Below are 16222 nucleotides of genomic sequence, written 5' to 3' on the forward strand. Positions count from 1 at the left end.
CTATTTTGAAAGGATAATTATGTTAAAGCTCAATAAAGTAGAAATTAATTTCGACCGTGTTGTTAAGCGTGCGCCAATGGTATTAGCAAAAAGAATTCCCCACATACAAGATACAAGCCGTGATATTGGCTCTAGGAAGCAAGCCACTTTTGTTGTTGCAGGGAAATATATCAATCTAGCTTATGCTCATTATGTACTCGAAGAGCATGAAAAGGTAAAACCGTATTTTCAACAAGCGGCCCCCTATGCCTTTTTACGAGGCTTCGATCCTCAGCTGCAATCGCAGAACGTTGATTGGACCATTCAGGAAGAGATGAACATTGTGCTCTTGTTTGGCTCCCCTGAATTATTACAGCAATTGCAAAACAGTGAGTGGTCGTTAACCGATGATGGAATAATCAATCACGCGTGTTATTTATACGACCACTTATTGCTAAAAATTGGCACGGGCATATTACCCAGTGCCCCACTGTTAGATGCCGCGTTAACCGCAGCCCATACAGCAAAAGACAAAGACGTTTTACAGTATATTCTGCCGCTAATTGAAGCTATCCAGGCACTGGTTGATGGCGATCAAGTAAAGTGGCAAGCCAGTATAGATAAGGCCATTGCTTGGCATACTGAGCAATGTAAGTTCGGTGACTTAAAAGAGATGGAACAGGGTTTCATGTGTTTAAATGCCCTTACCATGGCAAAACTTGGACAAGACTTACATCGATGGTCTTGTACCACTCAGTCACTGTATCTACCTTTATTTTTAATTGCTAAGGATGCTTAAGCAATATGAGTAGTTTAATTCACCTGCTGTTGATTGATGAGGCCGCTTTCCCGACACAGATCGCAGGGAATGATGAGTCGACATACCAAACCTTACTCGAAATCGTCGATGAGGAGGCGATCCGCTGGCAGACACTGGAGCTGAATATCCGTGGCTTTATGCCCGCCCTTGAAATGTGGGATGCTTTAGCGGGAAATAGTCATTTATTGCCGATGTGCAGTTTTAACTTCTATCCTCACAAGCTTATCGGTCCAGATGCCGATATTAGTGGCCAGTTTGGCTTTTTCCCTACCGACATGGTGAAAGATTTATCTAGCGCCATGGCAGTGAATATTGATTTTGATATTACGACACCCGATGCACAAGCGGTTGTCGATATGGTGGAGGCGAAGGCCGGTGAGCTGGATCCACAGGCTTATGAGATGGTACGTGACAAGTATTTTGTGACTTTCCGGGATGCTGCTGCCCAACACAAAGCCGTGGTGGTATTGATAGAAGAGTAAACATACATTCGAGTCGCTGTAAGATAGCAAAGCAACACCATGAAGCAACTTGAGGCTTAGCGTTCTCAAATTAATGTCATAGTCTTTCCCATTCTTCTTAAGGGAAAAGCCTAGGCTGGTTCTTATTATGACTCTTTGTTAATAATGTGAGTTAGGCCTATTTAAGATACTATTTCTTATCAAGTATTCATGAATTAGTGCAACGCTTAACTGACCCAAGCTTATTTGCCATGGAGGTGTGGGATGATAAGCCAAGGCTCTCTGTTGCTGGTGTACAGTCAAAAATTAACGTTTTGCAGCTAAATGGTGAGTTCGGCTTTGGTAGTGGTGATTTATGCTCTACTCATATTATCAAGTTTGAAAAGAGTACTCAGCAGCACTTAGTGATTAATGAGTTTGTAACAATGAAGCTCGCCCAGTTAATAGGCTTGCCGACAGCCAATGTTGAGCTGCACTACTTTGACGAATATCCTGCGCTGGTGGTTGAGCGATTTGACCGAAAACTCATTAATGACGTGGTAAAGCGAAAACATCTTATCGATGCCTGCCAGGCCTGTAACTTGGGAGTTGATAGAAAGTACGAGCGTAATTTAGGTAAGCAGCGTGATGTTGCTCATATTCGTGATGGTGTCAGTCTCAAAAAGCTGTTTGAGCTAACTCAAGTGTGCCAGAACCCCATTGCCGCAAAGTTAACCCTGCTGAATTGGGTACTGTTCAATTTGTGTGTGTTTAACCATGACGCCCACGGTAAGAACATGAGCTTCTTTGTCAGTAAAGCTGGATTAGAGCCAACACCTTTGTATGACTTAGTTAATGTGCAGATGTACCCAGAGTTTGAACAAGAGCTTGCGATGGCAATAGGGGATGAGTTCGACCCACATGCAATTAATGCTTATCAGCTCATGGAGTTTGCCGATGACTGCAATATCAACAGTAAGCTGCTTATGCGCCAGTTAGATAAAACAGCGAAGGCAATCACTGCTCAGCTAAATAACGTGATTGAGTTGCTAGGCGAATTAAGTGCTGATCAACAAGCTTATATGGCTAAATACCACCAGCTGGTTGAGGCTCGTTGTCAGCACTTTACCGAGCAGGCACAGGAGATCCCGAAGATAGAGTTGTAATCAATAGCACTGATTTAGGCATATGGAAACCTAGTCACCTCTCCCACTACACCTGCATATTGGAAGCTTTGTTGTATTGTAGCTTGTAACTGAGCGTTTTAATTTCTATGTTTAAGTTTTCATTGCGCGATTCATGGGGCTACAGTGATTTATGGTATAAGCACTATTTTAAGAACCAGCCCAAATTATTCTTTTCATTAAAAAGATAAGCGCAACGGTAGTCCTAAACGCCACTGCGTGAGCATTTTTTTATTACACATCCTTTGCACCTTGAGCTTTTGCTGTTTGTTCTTTAGGCGAAGGAGAAAAGGGTCGTAAACCAATAGAGCATTCAATGTGATTGCCATCACCTGCCCCTAACCCCACTAAACCATGCACTAGCTGCGGGCAGTCATGTTCTAACAGGCTTTCGGCTTGCAAACTTGCGGTTAGCTGTAGATAAAGTTGTGCTTCGCCAGATAGCTGACCAACCATTGCCAGCCAACGTGTGCGTGCCTGAAAGTTGCTGGAAAACAACTGGCTGGCATGACAAAACAGCGTTATGCAGCTAACTTGGCTATTCGTTATTTTAAAGCTTAAACCAATTTTGAGTTTAGTGAATACTTCATCGCGTGGCAGCGCGGCCAGTTCGGCCAGATAATTGAGTACACAAGGTAAAATAGCTGCCTTACCTGAGGCACGGTACAACTTATGCAGCACAGAGAAACTGGGGTTTTCAACTTGCCCGTAGTACTCGGTAGTGTCTTTATCTGCTGGTAATACCCCAAGTAAGGTAGGCGTGAATAGCGCGCCTGATCTCACATTAGTGGTTAAGCTTACATTAGCCATTAAGCTTGCATAAAGCTGATTGCGCACTGGCTCGGCCATGGCTGAAGTGACTTCCTGATAAATTTTAAAATTTTGTTTAGCCCCTTTATGACAAACACCTAACCAGCAACCAAAATGTTGCGCTGGTTGTGCGATAAGTTGCGCTAATAAAGGGTTAAGTTGAGTGTCAGCTCTGCTCTCTAACTCGTGGGCAAAGGCCCATTTTTCTATGACCTTACTTTGTGCTAAACCGGGTTCGGCGGTATAGGCCAGCTCGGATTTGCTCGAACGAAAGGTAAACTCCAGCGGGTAACCGCTGGGCGTTAATAAGCTGTTAGCCGGTACTTTGTTAGCTGGTGCACTGTTAGCCAGCACACCATTAGTTGAAACAGACGAAGACAACTCAGCGTCATTAGCATTAGAGCCTAAATGCCAAGAGCGATAGAGTAGTTGCAAAAACTGCTTAGCCCCGGCAACCTCTGCCGGACATATTGATTTTGCCGTTTGCAATAACGCTATTGCCTCTGCTGGCAATGATGCTGTGCTGTCCATCAACATTATTTTACCTATATTTTTTGCCTGTATAGTTTGCTTTAAGCACTAGGTTTAGCCGGAATGTTCAGAATTAAGTCAGACTGATGTTTATCGGCTTCATGCTGAACCGTTTGACCTGGAATAATATAATTGACCTTCCAGTTATAAGTGACTTCGTTACCCGCTTGTATGCTCACCGTTAGATACTTGCTACCCGTTTCCCCTTTATTCCAAGTAAATACTTGCTGAGAGGGCTGAGTCGTTACTTGGGTTGCTGCTGAGCCTTGAGCCAGGGTAATATCTACCAATACTTCAGCACTATTAAACGTTGCCGACGGCCAGTTTATGGCGGCTGGGGTAATTTCTAGGGTGAAATAGCGTTGGGTTGGCGATACCATCAGTGAAGGTTGGCTATTGTTTAGTAGGGTTTCCGGAATTTCGGTTTGTCCCTGCGCAGAGCTAATGGTGGCGGTATAAACCAAAGGTTGATCACCATTAATAACACCAACAAAGGTTTCTCGGCCAAATAATGCGCCGGTTGCGTTACTGGCTGGCACAATATCAAAAGTTGCCGGAGCGGCTTTTGTTGGCAAGGTTTTCGCTCCTGGTGGTACTTTCGGCGTGCCCTGATACCACATGTTAACCGTCGCATCGAATATTGGATCTGTGCCGGCACTTTCTGCCGGTACATAAACAATGACTGGGCAGGCATGCACGGCATTTGCCGCAGGAATGATTTGCTTAGGTCCATTAGCATTTTGAATCAAGGATGCAATATACTGAGCAGATTTATCATACACATAAGTAACTTGATAGTTGTAAGTACTATTGATGGGGAAGGGCACGAAGCTAGTGATAGAAGCCGCTTTGGTCGCATCAGTATTTTTAATGGTCAGCTCACGACTGATGCTGGGTGAATCGCTGTTACTAGAGACATAATTAAAGGCAATATTAATCTCGGTTGGCGGCGTACTCTCACTGGCAAAAGCTTGGCTTGCTTCAAAATCGACGGTTAAAATTCCGGCGGCCTCAACCTCTAATGTATAAGCTGCGGACTCAATATTTGATTTGCGGCCGCTGACCGCTTCCATGGCGGTGTCTTCATAATTTACTGTGTAGTTTAAGGTCCAGTCTGGGCCAGCCTTTACATCGTAGGCCGTGGTAAATACATGGTTGCCATTTTTGGTAAAAGTGTAGGTAGCATCGGCTTCGGGTATGCCGGGGTAAGACACTTTTACGGTAACGTCTTTGACTAAAGCCTGAGCGACTTTGCCTCCGGGTAAGGTCGGTGCTGGTGCTGGGTTTCCGCTGCTACCGTCGCTGCTAAAGGGTAAGTGCACGGCCACGCTCATTTGCTGCTGTTGCTCATTCACCGTGTTAACAAAGTCAGCTATTTTCAAGTTTAAAGAATTAAATGATGGCAAGGCAGCTGTTGGGGCGATAAGCCAATTAATAACGGTATTTTCGCTATAAGTACTGTTAAAGCTGCTGACGTCATTGATATTAAAGCTATTATCACTATTGAGTCCCTGCAACTGAATGGTTTTTTGCACCTCAGTGGTTATTAGATCAGAGAGGGTGTTGTTAGCCCAGTTAGCCACGGCTTCGCGTAAAGCCGTAGAAGGATTGGTGGTGCCCCAAGTGATCTCAACCTTAGAAGATGAAGACTCATTGAGCAGTTTGGTGACCGAGCGTGGGCTGATTTGATTGCCCCAGCTATTGTATCTTGGTTGGCTAACCTGATACTGATAAGCAATGGTCGAATCAAAAGACAAATGTGCGGTAACCGCAGGCAAGCGGGCTTTGACCGAAAGGTGATAATCTACCTGATAGGCACCACCGCTGGTGGCAAAGGCGCCTTCAATCGTATCAAGCTGCTCTTTGGTCATCGGTAAATTAAAGCTGGCAACATTACTGCCAAAATTTGATACCGGTGTTGAGAAGGTAATAGGGGCACCACCGCTGACAAACTCGAAATAGGCTCTGCTGTCGGGGTTATAATCCATAGTCAAAAACAAATACGGCGCTTTGGCCTGTGGAAAGGCGGTCGGGATTTGTTTGGTGATTGCCGCTTCAATGTCGCTCGGTACCGACAATTCGATATCAAAACGACAAAAGCCTGAGCCGTTTTGCGCGCCAGTTTTTTGTTGATCTAGCTGGTAACTGGTGATTTGAAATGACGGTTTGCCTGAAGCTAAGGTAACAAATTGCGGTCGAGGTACAATATAAAAACTGTCTGCTTTAGTATCATCGCCGTAATAATCCCAAGTATAACCGGTGCTATCTTGGTAAGAGCCTTTTAGTTGGAAATTTAACATAATTAACCTTTAAGAAATTTGTGAGTTTTGTGAATAAGAGCTGAGGCTGACGGTTAATCCAGCCTTGTTGCAGATATATTGTCGCTAGGTGTTAACTGGTGCTGCCACCCAGTACTAAGTCGTTATGACCCGCAGGCGATACTTCGGCATGTTGCCACTTAGCAGCGAATATGCTGATTTCATCCCACTGCTGGGCGGTTTTACCTAGGTCAAACTCGTTGATAATTTCATTAACGGGTGTTACGCCGTTTAAATCGGCGATAATGGCGACCATAACCGCTGATTCGCGTTGCCAGCCGTCAATGGTTTTTTGCAAAGAACTGATCATGTCTTCAACTTGGGTAACAAAACCAGCCAAGGCAGACGATGCGGTTTCTAACGCCAGTAGCTGAGCGGATAAAAATGACATATCCATCTCATACTTGCCTTCTTTTTGTTCTTCATTAAAACGGTTATCAACGGTTGCCAGTAAATCGTCAATGGTTTCAACGGCACTGACGATAAAAATCAGTCCGATAGTTAGACCAACCACTTTGCCGGGATTGCCTAATTTCTTGCCGTATTTCATTGCATTTGAAGCAATGGCTAATTCTTTATTGGCTTTGATGGTATCGACATCGATACGACAATTATATTGCGCCACCATGGCTTTAACTTGGTTTAGCTTAATACGTACCGCGGCGAGGTTTTCTTTGTCGATTTCTTCTAGCTGTTTGAAGCTTAGATGCTTGTTTGAGAAGTTATTGGCATCGGCTGACAAATCGGTTTTGGCAGCAACCAAGTGCGACATTAAGCTGGTTAGGGTTAACAGTTGTTCGTCAATTTTGTCTTTAAATCCGCCAAAAATTGCGGCTAATTCGCTTCTATTGGGGCTTGATTGTCTGACAATAGACAATATTGTTGAAATGCTGGCATTCCACTGACTAGCAAAGTTGATAGCAGCCTGTGGTACAAAGGTTAATTGTGGTTGTGTTTCATTGAACCAGTTCTCACCATCTTTTTTTGCGATAATCAGATCGTTCTTCATGTCGCTGAGTAACTTGTCTTGATTGTGAATTTTTTTGGTCACATCATCAAACAAAACATCATTAATATTGACATTTAGTACGTTAAAAATTGAACCTTGGGTGGCAATTCGGTCGATAAATATCTGTGTAAGTTGGCTTTTTTCGGCTTCTACATCAAAAGTAAGCGTATGCATAGTTTAAATCCATTGTGTAGTTAAGATGATTTACATCGGCAATCGGTTTAAAAAACTCACATTACCGATGTATTTTTGTTTTTTGAGCGGGGGTTAACAATAAGTAGTGTTAAGCTACTTTTTTGACTTTAACGCCAACGTTGTTTAGCTTCATTGTTGTCGCTGGCTTGGCTAGCACAGCGCTGTCCATCGCTTGCATTTGGTTGGCAAATGTTTGCAGTTGGCCCCACTGCTCTACTGCGGTATCTAAATCTACTATGCTCATGATGTCGCCGATTTTCTTCTCGGTATTTTCTAAATCAGCAATAACCGCTGAAATTTTGGCAGATAGAGTGGCCCAAGTATCTAAAATGACTTGCACGCTGCTCATGGCCAGTTTCGACTGAGTGACTAGGGTTTTTAAGGCAGTTTCTACGGTATTCAATGCCTGAACCTGTACGGTAAGTTCAGTCACTTCTAGTTGATCAAAGGCTTTCTTTTGCTCGGCGGCTTGTTTTTTATCGATTGATGAAACCAGTTCGCCAATAGAAACACCTAAACCAATCATACCGACAACCATAATACAGGCACCAGCAATTTCAGCCGCTGGTGTGGCTTCAACGTTTGCCATCAACAGACCACCACCGGCAATTAAGCCAACTGATGCGCCCACGGCAATAGCTTCAGCGGTAATGGCGGTATTCAAAGAAGAAATAGCGCTATCAAGGCCTGTTATCGCTGTGTTCAATGACTTGATATTGGCTTTCTCGAATGTTTGAATGGCGGCAAAAGTACCATTGGCTTTACTGAAATTGTTATGATCGTCAGTCACGTCGGTATTGAATTTTTTCAATTTGGTCATTTCAGTGGTGATTGAAGTTTGTTGTGCTTCAATTTTAGCTAGCAAGCCTTGTAGTAACTCTTTCACTTCTGCTCGTTTGGCAGGGTCGTCTTTGGCCGATAAGGCAACCAATAAAGGGTTAATAATACCGACTTCTATTTTGAACTGAGTGCTGTAATTGATGATGGTTTGCGGGATAAAGGTTAAGTTTGGTTGTATTTCATTGCTCCAATAAAGGCCATGGTTTTTTGCTGTGGCAAGATTAGTATTTACCGTTTTGAGCAAGGTGGCCGGATTTTCAGGTAGCTTATCTTGGATATCCTTAGGAAGAACTTTAAAGTTTACCCCAGAAATATTGGTATTTTGTAAGGCGGTAACGTATCTGGCGACATTGGCTTTGGCGTTAACATAACCAGCTAGTTTTTCTTTAGTGACGTCAGTTTGAAAGTTTTTTTTCGGGTTTGATGTGGTAGTCATTTTTATTTCCTTTAAATATAACGAGTTAAATTAGCAATTACCGGATAGTGCAAAACCAAACTAGGGATCTTTTATTACCGGAATATTGCGGGTTTACGGTTAAGTACGATTTTTCAACCTTTGCTTTTCCAACCTTGGCCTTATGTCAGCGCATGGCTAGTTCAAAAGGCTTTGCGCGTAATCCGCCAATTGCTGCCATTGATTTTGGGCGGTTAGCAAATCGACCTGCTCTAAAATATTGCAATAGTCATCATCACTGGCGCTTTGTAAATCAGCGATCACCGCTTCATTTTTGACATTGAGTGTGGCCCAGCTGTCTAACACGGCTTGCACGGCTTGCTCGGCAGGTGCGGCATTGTTGGTTTGGTTTTCTAGAATGGCTTTGGCAAACACTAAGGTGATAATGGCCGGGTTAGCGCCACTGCCTTGTACTTTGATAGAAATATTGGTGTTGATCTCAACAATGGCAATACAGGGGCCTAATACGGTTGATTGCAGAAAATTTTCGCCCATATCTGTTTTGATGTTTTGGATCCATTCATTGGCGCCGGCAAATTTTTCAGAAACATTACCCAAATCGGCCGCCAACACGTCTTGATCAGACTTGATATTGTTCGAGTAGCTTTTAATTTTGTTTTGCAAGGCAGTCAGTAGTTTTTGCTGGCTTTGAATGTGAGCACCTAGCTGATTAAACAACGCCTTGATACTGTTTCGTTGCTGTTGGTTTGCTTTACCACCACTGCCTTGGATTTGTTGCAGTAGGTTTAATATTTCGCCACTGTTAGTTTGAAAGTGGCTACTGTATTCAATGATACTTTTGGGGATGTTAGTGCACATGTCAGGACAAATACTTTGCAACCAAGTAGTGGCGTGGCCTTTGGCCGTTTGTAAGTGAGCCTCAATGGGTGCTACCCATGATGGCGAGTCTGGCAGTGTCGGCACGGCGGTTAGCGTTGCTTGCGCATATCGGGTAACAATAGCAGCTGCATCTGCGCCTGCTTTGATATGTTTGCCTAGTGCTTTGTCAGGGTTTTCATTCGTTGTATTAGTTGATGTCATCTCTTTACCTTATTTTTCCCTTGCTGCTGTGATTCATAACTTGAGGTATGCTTATTTCTGGTGTATGGGCTAAGAGGATAGCGACGTATCATGTTTGAAGATTGTGTCAAATAATCAACTTACAGAGGAATACGTCGCATGGATAATCATAAGGTTGCTGTCGCAAACAGAGATCGGGCCGTTATAAATTGAGGGGGCGGACTTCCTCAGACACAACTAGGCCGCTAAAGAATAAAATTGTTCCCATGGTGTCATAATTTCAGTAGTGTCCATTTGCCCCGCTTAATCATGGACCAAAGTTCAACGCCTGCTAGTGTCGACTCAGCCCCTTCCCAAGATTTCCAACTTAGACATTGATGCATTTTCCCCTTCACTTTTCGATGGCTTTGTTGAAAAACGCTTGTGCCGCTGGCTCATCACGGGTCTCACTCAAATAAAATCAATAATAGTGCCGTATTTGTCCACGGCTCGATAATAGTAAACCCACCTACCTTTAACTTTTATGTAGGTTTCGTCCATTCGCCACGAGCCAGATACTCGACGCTTTCTCTTCCTGAATATAGCTTCGAGTTGTGGCGTATATTTGATAACCCAGCGGTTCAGGGTTGAGTGGTAAAAAGGCCCCCGTTCGTAATACATGTAACCAGTTGTCACTTTGAAATATGCTGGGGATAATGTCTTAAAAATCAACAGTTATATGAGCTGTAGAAAATTTGATTTTTAAGACGTGTTTTTTGAGATAAAGAAATCCAATGTTTCTGGGAGTCTTCATCTTATATTTGTAAGCCTCTAAAATGTTCGTTTTTTTGAGACGGTACCTTAATTCGCTATTTCTGAAAATAGTGAAGTGATACCTTATTACATGCATTACGAATCTACGCCATATAGCCCAATTTTTTTAATTTACTTCCGCTAAACCAAATTGACTCAATTCCTCTCTGGTCATCCAATGCTCCCCCTCTGTCGGAGCAGCGTTTAGTGTAAACAAATAAAATGGAATACCTTTTTCACCTAGCATTTTATTGAAGTAAGACCCTTGTTTATGATGACTTTCATTAGAAAATGGAATCTCTAACGCAACTTTTCCGTCACCAGCCCAACTATGAACTCCAACCTGTTTATGTAAACTAATCTCAATATCGCTATTTTTACTGTTAACAACTCTCTCAATGCCTGCTGAGAATAAATCGGTGCCTCCTGAAAATACAGAACCATTAGTACTAACTATAGTGTTCATTCGTCGTTCTCTAATCAGTAGCCCTGTATACATGTTAATATCATCATCACTGGAACCATCAATGATACTGTCAAAGACGAGTGTCATTTTTAAAGCAGGATCTAAACTATTAACCAACTGTTCTAATTTAAGGTAGCTTGAAAATCCGAGATCTGAGCTCTCGTCAAACTCCGGGAAAACATTAACAGTTTTTAAAGTAATGCTATTATCAGTCGACTCTAGCACCTCAAAAGAAGTAGATCCCATAAAATTAACATATTCTGAAAACTCTAATCTCACATCATTACCATTTAAAGTCGATTGAATTAATATTAAACCCTCATTTTTGCTTCGCTTATCGGCTGAGCAGCTAAATAACTTACGTTCTGTTTGGATATGTAATATACAAGACTGAGACCCCTCCATATTATCTAAGATGGGGATAAGCATATCTATTTCTTTTCCTGCATTACTCTTTATTTTAAGTAAATAAAAAGCTTCGACTTCATCCTTAGAAAGAGTTGTTTTTCCATATAATAAAGAAAAAGAATCATCACCTATCGATAAATTAAATGAATTTAAAATATTCTGACGTTGTGAAATTATACTTTCTTTATCTGTAGTAAAATCATAATCAATTTCAGGTTCTTTTAAAGGTGCTGCCCCCGCGTCGCCACAAGCCGATAATAATATAATGCTTAAGTTAAAAGCTATTATCTTTTTAATCGTTTTCATTGCCTTATAATAAATATCCACCAAATAGTATGCGTTAGTGTCGATTCTATTTATTCTCAAGATTCCAATTCTAAACATTTATGTACCTTTTCACGTAGATTCCATTCATTTACTATGAGCCAGAGATTCTGCACTTTCTCTCTGAACATGAGTCGATTTGCGGCGGACATTGATAGCCCACAGTTAAAATCGAGTGACCAATATGGATATTTCGCTCAATAAATATCTTTTCGATTTCACGAGAACCACTTTTTAAACTTAATTTAAGGTTCATATAATAACACTGAATAAATTATTCAATTGAGTAATGCTAAGCCTTAGAAATCAAGGCGGAAATATATTATAGAAAACCCCTCTGTCAGAATAATATAGCCGAACTAATTCCATACCATCAACTAAATCCCCTGCTGAATTTTCAATTATCCCATACCATTTCTTAAAGTTCGTTGTTGCTTATAACCCATAGCAACGAATTCGCTGGAATCCTTTAGGCAGAATATGTTACACCATGCGACCAATAAACACCTCAGGTTCAACACATCATATTCACGCTGCTTACTTTTGTGTTATTGATAATAAATAATATATCCATTGATAACACGGGTTATCCTCGATATTCCTATTGGTGGGGAAGCTAAGTACTTAGTCCGATATTTTAGTAACCCTTAATGATACGTCTTTACCATTTCTGGGAAGTACGTAGAATCCCTTAGGGTGTTTAACCCAGAGCCCATTAATAATTTCAGCTGGTTCAAGATATAAATATCAACCGATTTCACAGCTCAGAAACACTTAAGGTTAAATAAGGATACCTATTAAACTCTACAAGAGTAAATTAAATCACAATTTAAACCTATTAATAGCTGTCTTATTAGGCAGTTAAAGTTAACTTTAAAATTAGTCATAATTTATGTAGCTTTGCTCTATACCAATAATGCTAACCCTAAGCAAATAGTATAATTAAAGCGTTTTTTGAAACATAACCGTTTCGCTCGCTCTTTTGTAAATTCTAAGCTGCGCCACTGTTAAGCCAATGCTTATCATGCCACTTCAAAATTTAAGAACTACAAAAATCAACTCATCTTCTGCAGTATTCAATGTGGCTCTCTATGAGCCGTGATTAATGAAGGAGATAAAAGGAATATAAAGTGCACATTGCCATAAAAACCACAGCAGTAGCTATTAGCTTATCTTTACTTAGCGCATGTGGTGGTTCAAGTTCGGATGAGGGGGATAAAACCGTCCCTTCTCAATCAAAAGTAAACCCTGCTTACTTTGAAAATGGTATTAAAATTGTAAAAAAAGATTATCTACCTTTACATCTAAATATTATCAGCATGAGAGATGAGGGCATTAATTTTTCTATTGGATTACCTAAAAACAATGGATATTCAGGTTTAACTTCTTCAAACTTGAATAAAACTAATTCTAATATGACTCAACAAGTGTGGCGTAGTGGTCATGATCAAAGTATTCAAATCCACATGAGTAAAGTGAATGAAAAATTAAAACTGAAAGTGAATAACAGAGATGGTAATAAACCGTGGAAGCTAGAAAGAGATATTAACGTCGCCAAGGACGCTGGCTATTTGATTGTTACTCCCCAAGAAGCGGATATTGAAGGTGTAGAGCCAGTTGCATTTGTGGAAGGACTAGATAGTAATGCACAAGCTGACTTTTATTTTAGCATTATAAATCGGTTTTCAGATCCGACTTTAGGCTCTACTGATTCCAATATCTGCCTGGCGGCTGTTAGCCAGATCAGTGATGCCGTTTACCTAATTAGCGCATCGTTGAAACAAGGGAAGGCGACAGAATTACACAACCTTTCAATGTTAGATCAAATTTGGAGTTTAGCAGTGGTGACAAAAGCTAAGTTGAATGTTCTAGACGTATCAACTCTGCCTACTGATGAACAATTAACCGGGATCCAAGGAATATGCCCTGACTTTACTGTGGGGAATGGTGAAACACTCAGATTACTAAATCCTAAAGTGACCCCATCTTCAATGACTGCAAATATCATCTACAGTCCTTCACCTGGAGAAGTCGCATTTACTGATACCAGCGTAGGTTTAGCAAGCTTGGCTTGGGAAAGCGAATAACAAAATTTGCTGTGATCTTTCTGGTGTGAGTTCACCGCAAAGTCGTCGCTTCAGTTACTTAGGCCTTTTTAAGGCCTAAGTAACTGGTTCTGTCGCATCTTGAAGGTTCATGAGTGCTCTCAGGGTTCTGTCGCAAACTGAGATCTCGCCGCTATAATTTGAGGGCGCAGTATCTCTCAGATACAATTAGGCTGCCAAAGAATAAAATGGTTCCCATGGTGTCATCATTTCAGTAGTGTTCATTTGTCCTTGCTTAATCATGGACCAAAGCTCAAAACCCGCTAGGGTCGATTCAGTCCCTTCCCAAGACTTCCAGCCCAAACATTGATGCATTTTGCCTTTCACTTTTCGATGGCTTTGCTCGACAATATTATTCAGATATTTGATAGCCAAAATCTCAATCATAAACAGCATATGTCCAGACAGCCAAAGACGAATATTGATGGTATCTAATGCTGCGGCATTCGCACCACTTTTATCAATGACAACCTTTTCAGGTAAACCATGTTGGTTGATGGCTTTATTGAAAAATGCCCGTGCCGCTGGCTCATCACGGGTTTCACTCAAATAAAAATCAATAATAGCGCCGAATTTATCCACGGCTCGATAATAGTAAACCCATTTCCCTTTCACCTTAATATAGGTCTCATCCATCCGCCACGAACCGGATACTCGACGCTTTCTTCGCCTAAACATGGCTTCGAGCTGAGGGGCATACTTGATAACCCAACGATTCAAGGTTGAGTGGTCAAAATGGATATTCCGCTCAGAGAATATCTCCTCAATTTCTCGGTAACTGAGTTTGTAGGCCAGGTAATAACGAAGCGCCCGCATGATAATATTTTGCGGATAATGCCGACCAGAGAAATTGAGTTTCATAAACCAAAATCATGAAGAGGGGGGGGGGCAAAATCATAAACTATCACTGCTATTTGCGACAGAACCCATATTAGAGATAGGATGATGTTTGTGGTGAGGCAAGGTCAACATTTAAGAATTAAACTGCTCACGGAAACCCCGTCGTCGATCACGTTCAAAAGTTATAATCCAGAATATCCTGATGAAGTTTATCCTTGCAATGAACTTCAGGATTTTGAAGTGATTGGCCAGGTTATCTGGTTCTCAACCCCCATTTAATGCTGACAATGAGACTATTATTGGCATTTAAACATCATTGACTCTACCGCCAATGAAGGGGGGGCTGGCTTGCAGTGTAAGGCTATCATATCGCTTTCTAAATTTACTTTTTAGGCTGATAGTGGCTGAACGTATTGCTGTCTTTGGTCATTAGTGTGACAAATTTAGGGTGGACAAATAACTTCTCTTTGCCCGATTGCACCTCTTCAAGCACTCCGATGTCACATAGCTGCTTTAAGTAGACAGAGGCAGTTTGGCGTTTTGCTAAGCCGTTTTCAACGAGGTTTTGAATGCGGCAATAGGGCTGCTCGAAGATCACCTGTACTAGCTCATAGCTGTAGATTTTAGGTAGCTGAAGACGTATATGCTCTGTGGTGTGCTCTATGAGCTCACGGGCTGCAGCGATTTTGTGGGTAGTCCACTTGGCGGTTTGCTCTACGGCATTAAGGATAAAGATTATCCACGGCTGCCATTCTTGTTTACTGGTCACGTTGAGCAGCAAGCGGTAGTAATCCTGCTTGTTAGCGACGATATAACGGCTGAGGTACAGGATAGGAGCACTCAGCAGTTGTTGGTCGATAAGGTAGAGGATATTAAGTACACGACCAGTACGGCCATTACCATCAGTAAATGGGTGAATAGCTTCAAATTGGTAATGAGCCATGGCCATCTTGATTAGTGGGTCTACATCATCTTGATTATGTAGAAAGGCTTCCCAGTTACTTAGCAAGTCACGAATTACGTTCTCGCCTACTGGTGGAGTATAGATAACTTCACCAGTGGCCTGATTGGTTAAGCTAGTACCTGGTACTTTACGCACATCCATCTGTACCGATTTAATGGTACTGCAAATCTCTAATGCGGTGGTAATACATAAAGGCCTGCTGGTCAGTTCTGTAAAGCCTTGGTATAGGGCAGTGCGATAACGAAGCGCTTCTTTGGTCATGGGGTCGGCTTGGCTATCTTCCTGAGCGTACTGAAACAGCTTGTCGGTGGTAGTGACAATGTTTTCTATCTCACTACTGCCTTGCGCTTCAAGCAGCGGCAGTAGGTTGATGAGTAGCCCTTGGTTTGGCAGCAGCTCACCCGCTTGCTTTAGTTCGGCAAGGGCGGCACGTGCAGGAATACAGGCTTTTAGTACGGGTAAGGTTTCGGCTAACTCCCCAAGATCGCTCTCTAGCGGTAGTAGGGGTATATGGTTGTATGCTTGTTCAGCTTGCCATTTCATGTTCAAAAAACCCTTTTTTTCGACATAAATAGATATTGCTGTGAGCTTATGTCGATTCAATCGACATGTAAAGAAAACATGTTTATAAAAATTGATTTAATCGACATGAAGTGCATTTTATGAGTCATTATGTCGATTGCGACAACATGTATAGAAAGTGCTGATATCTATACAGGTAAA

General features: G+C 41.8%; 13 protein-coding genes and 1 pseudogene. 5 read left to right on the forward strand and 9 right to left on the reverse strand.

Annotated elements, in window-relative coordinates; all coding sequences use genetic code 11:
* Positions 1–19 precede the first annotated feature (19 nt).
* The 3 genes from FM037_RS03310 (at position 20) to FM037_RS03320 (ending at position 2405) form a co-directional block, all read left to right on the forward strand.
* Positions 20–778 (forward strand): Imm49 family immunity protein, encoded by a 759-nt coding sequence (locus tag FM037_RS03310; protein WP_144044837.1) that lies wholly within the window; start codon positions 20–22, stop codon positions 776–778.
* A 5-nt stretch (positions 779–783) separates the two neighbouring features.
* The gene (locus tag FM037_RS03315; RefSeq protein ID WP_144044838.1) at positions 784–1281 is read left to right on the forward strand and encodes a hypothetical protein; all 498 of its coding nucleotides are present in this window, start codon (positions 784–786) and stop codon (positions 1279–1281) included.
* Positions 1282–1478: 197 nt separating this feature from the next.
* A complete protein-coding gene (locus FM037_RS03320) occupies positions 1479–2405 on the forward strand; it encodes a HipA domain-containing protein (protein WP_221937461.1) in 927 nt (308 codons plus the stop codon).
* A 252-nt stretch (positions 2406–2657) separates the two neighbouring features.
* Here the strand turns inward: FM037_RS03320 and FM037_RS03325 are convergent, their stop codons facing one another.
* The 7 genes and pseudogenes from FM037_RS03325 to FM037_RS03355 form a co-directional block, all read right to left on the reverse strand.
* On the reverse strand, positions 2658–3770 hold the full coding sequence (locus FM037_RS03325) for a hypothetical protein (protein WP_144044839.1): 1113 nt from the start codon (positions 3768–3770) through the stop codon (positions 2658–2660).
* A gap of 35 nt (positions 3771–3805) precedes the next feature.
* Positions 3806–6064: a hypothetical protein gene (locus tag FM037_RS03330; RefSeq protein ID WP_144044840.1), complete on the reverse strand. Its 2259-nt coding sequence runs from the start codon at positions 6062–6064 to the stop codon at positions 3806–3808.
* A gap of 91 nt (positions 6065–6155) precedes the next feature.
* Positions 6156–7265: an HBL/NHE enterotoxin family protein gene (locus FM037_RS03335; RefSeq protein ID WP_144044841.1), complete on the reverse strand. Its 1110-nt coding sequence runs from the start codon at positions 7263–7265 to the stop codon at positions 6156–6158.
* A 109-nt stretch (positions 7266–7374) separates the two neighbouring features.
* Positions 7375–8562 carry an HBL/NHE enterotoxin family protein gene (locus FM037_RS03340; RefSeq protein ID WP_144044842.1) on the reverse strand — a complete coding sequence of 396 codons (1188 nt, stop codon included), beginning with the start codon at positions 8560–8562 and terminating at the stop codon, positions 7375–7377.
* Positions 8563–8718: 156 nt separating this feature from the next.
* Positions 8719–9621 (reverse strand): HBL/NHE enterotoxin family protein, encoded by a 903-nt coding sequence (locus tag FM037_RS03345; protein ID WP_144044843.1) that lies wholly within the window; start codon positions 9619–9621, stop codon positions 8719–8721.
* Between the two features lie 373 nt (positions 9622–9994).
* A pseudogene (locus tag FM037_RS03350) lies at positions 9995–10251 on the reverse strand (DDE-type integrase/transposase/recombinase); the annotation flags it as partial.
* A gap of 268 nt (positions 10252–10519) precedes the next feature.
* A complete protein-coding gene (locus tag FM037_RS03355; RefSeq protein WP_144044844.1) occupies positions 10520–11650 on the reverse strand; it encodes a hypothetical protein in 1131 nt (376 codons plus the stop codon).
* A gap of 1070 nt (positions 11651–12720) precedes the next feature.
* Here FM037_RS03355 and FM037_RS03360 point away from each other — a divergent pair.
* Positions 12721–13677, forward strand: coding sequence for a hypothetical protein (locus FM037_RS03360; RefSeq protein WP_144044845.1), 957 nt, complete (start codon positions 12721–12723; stop codon positions 13675–13677).
* Between the two features lie 186 nt (positions 13678–13863).
* On the opposite strand, the gene FM037_RS03365 is transcribed toward FM037_RS03360, so the two are convergent.
* Positions 13864–14556: an IS6 family transposase gene (locus tag FM037_RS03365; protein ID WP_144044846.1), complete on the reverse strand. Its 693-nt coding sequence runs from the start codon at positions 14554–14556 to the stop codon at positions 13864–13866.
* A 69-nt stretch (positions 14557–14625) separates the two neighbouring features.
* Between FM037_RS03365 and FM037_RS30295 the strand changes: the two genes are divergently transcribed.
* Positions 14626–14814, forward strand: a complete 189-nt coding sequence (locus tag FM037_RS30295; protein WP_407695650.1) for a S24 family peptidase — start codon at positions 14626–14628, stop codon at positions 14812–14814.
* Between the two features lie 103 nt (positions 14815–14917).
* Here the strand turns inward: FM037_RS30295 and fic are convergent, their stop codons facing one another.
* Positions 14918–16042, reverse strand: coding sequence for a protein adenylyltransferase Fic (fic, locus tag FM037_RS03370; RefSeq protein WP_144044847.1), 1125 nt, complete (start codon positions 16040–16042; stop codon positions 14918–14920).
* Positions 16043–16222 lie beyond the last annotated feature (180 nt).

It is taken from the genome of Shewanella psychropiezotolerans, assembly GCF_007197555.1.
GTDB classification, from domain to species: Bacteria; Pseudomonadota; Gammaproteobacteria; order Enterobacterales; family Shewanellaceae; genus Shewanella; species Shewanella psychropiezotolerans.

Excerpts from the sequence above, each read along its gene's own strand:
- FM037_RS03345 (WP_144044843.1), bottom strand. The coding sequence starts at position 9,621 with ATGACATCAACTAATACAACGAATGAAAACCCTGACAAAGCACTAGGC.
- FM037_RS03330 (WP_144044840.1), bottom strand. The coding sequence starts at position 6,064 with ATGTTAAATTTCCAACTAAAAGGCTCTTACCAAGATAGCACCGGTTAT.
- FM037_RS03325 (WP_144044839.1), bottom strand. The coding sequence starts at position 3,770 with ATGTTGATGGACAGCACAGCATCATTGCCAGCAGAGGCAATAGCGTTA.
- FM037_RS03335 (WP_144044841.1), bottom strand. The coding sequence starts at position 7,265 with ATGCATACGCTTACTTTTGATGTAGAAGCCGAAAAAAGCCAACTTACA.
- fic (WP_144044847.1), bottom strand. The coding sequence starts at position 16,042 with ATGAAATGGCAAGCTGAACAAGCATACAACCATATACCCCTACTACCG.
- FM037_RS03315 (WP_144044838.1), top strand. The coding sequence starts at position 784 with ATGAGTAGTTTAATTCACCTGCTGTTGATTGATGAGGCCGCTTTCCCG.
- FM037_RS03340 (WP_144044842.1), bottom strand. The coding sequence starts at position 8,562 with ATGACTACCACATCAAACCCGAAAAAAAACTTTCAAACTGACGTCACT.
- FM037_RS03310 (WP_144044837.1), top strand. The coding sequence starts at position 20 with ATGTTAAAGCTCAATAAAGTAGAAATTAATTTCGACCGTGTTGTTAAG.
- FM037_RS03355 (WP_144044844.1), bottom strand. The coding sequence starts at position 11,650 with ATGTTTAGAATTGGAATCTTGAGAATAAATAGAATCGACACTAACGCA.
- FM037_RS03365 (WP_144044846.1), bottom strand. The coding sequence starts at position 14,556 with ATGAAACTCAATTTCTCTGGTCGGCATTATCCGCAAAATATTATCATG.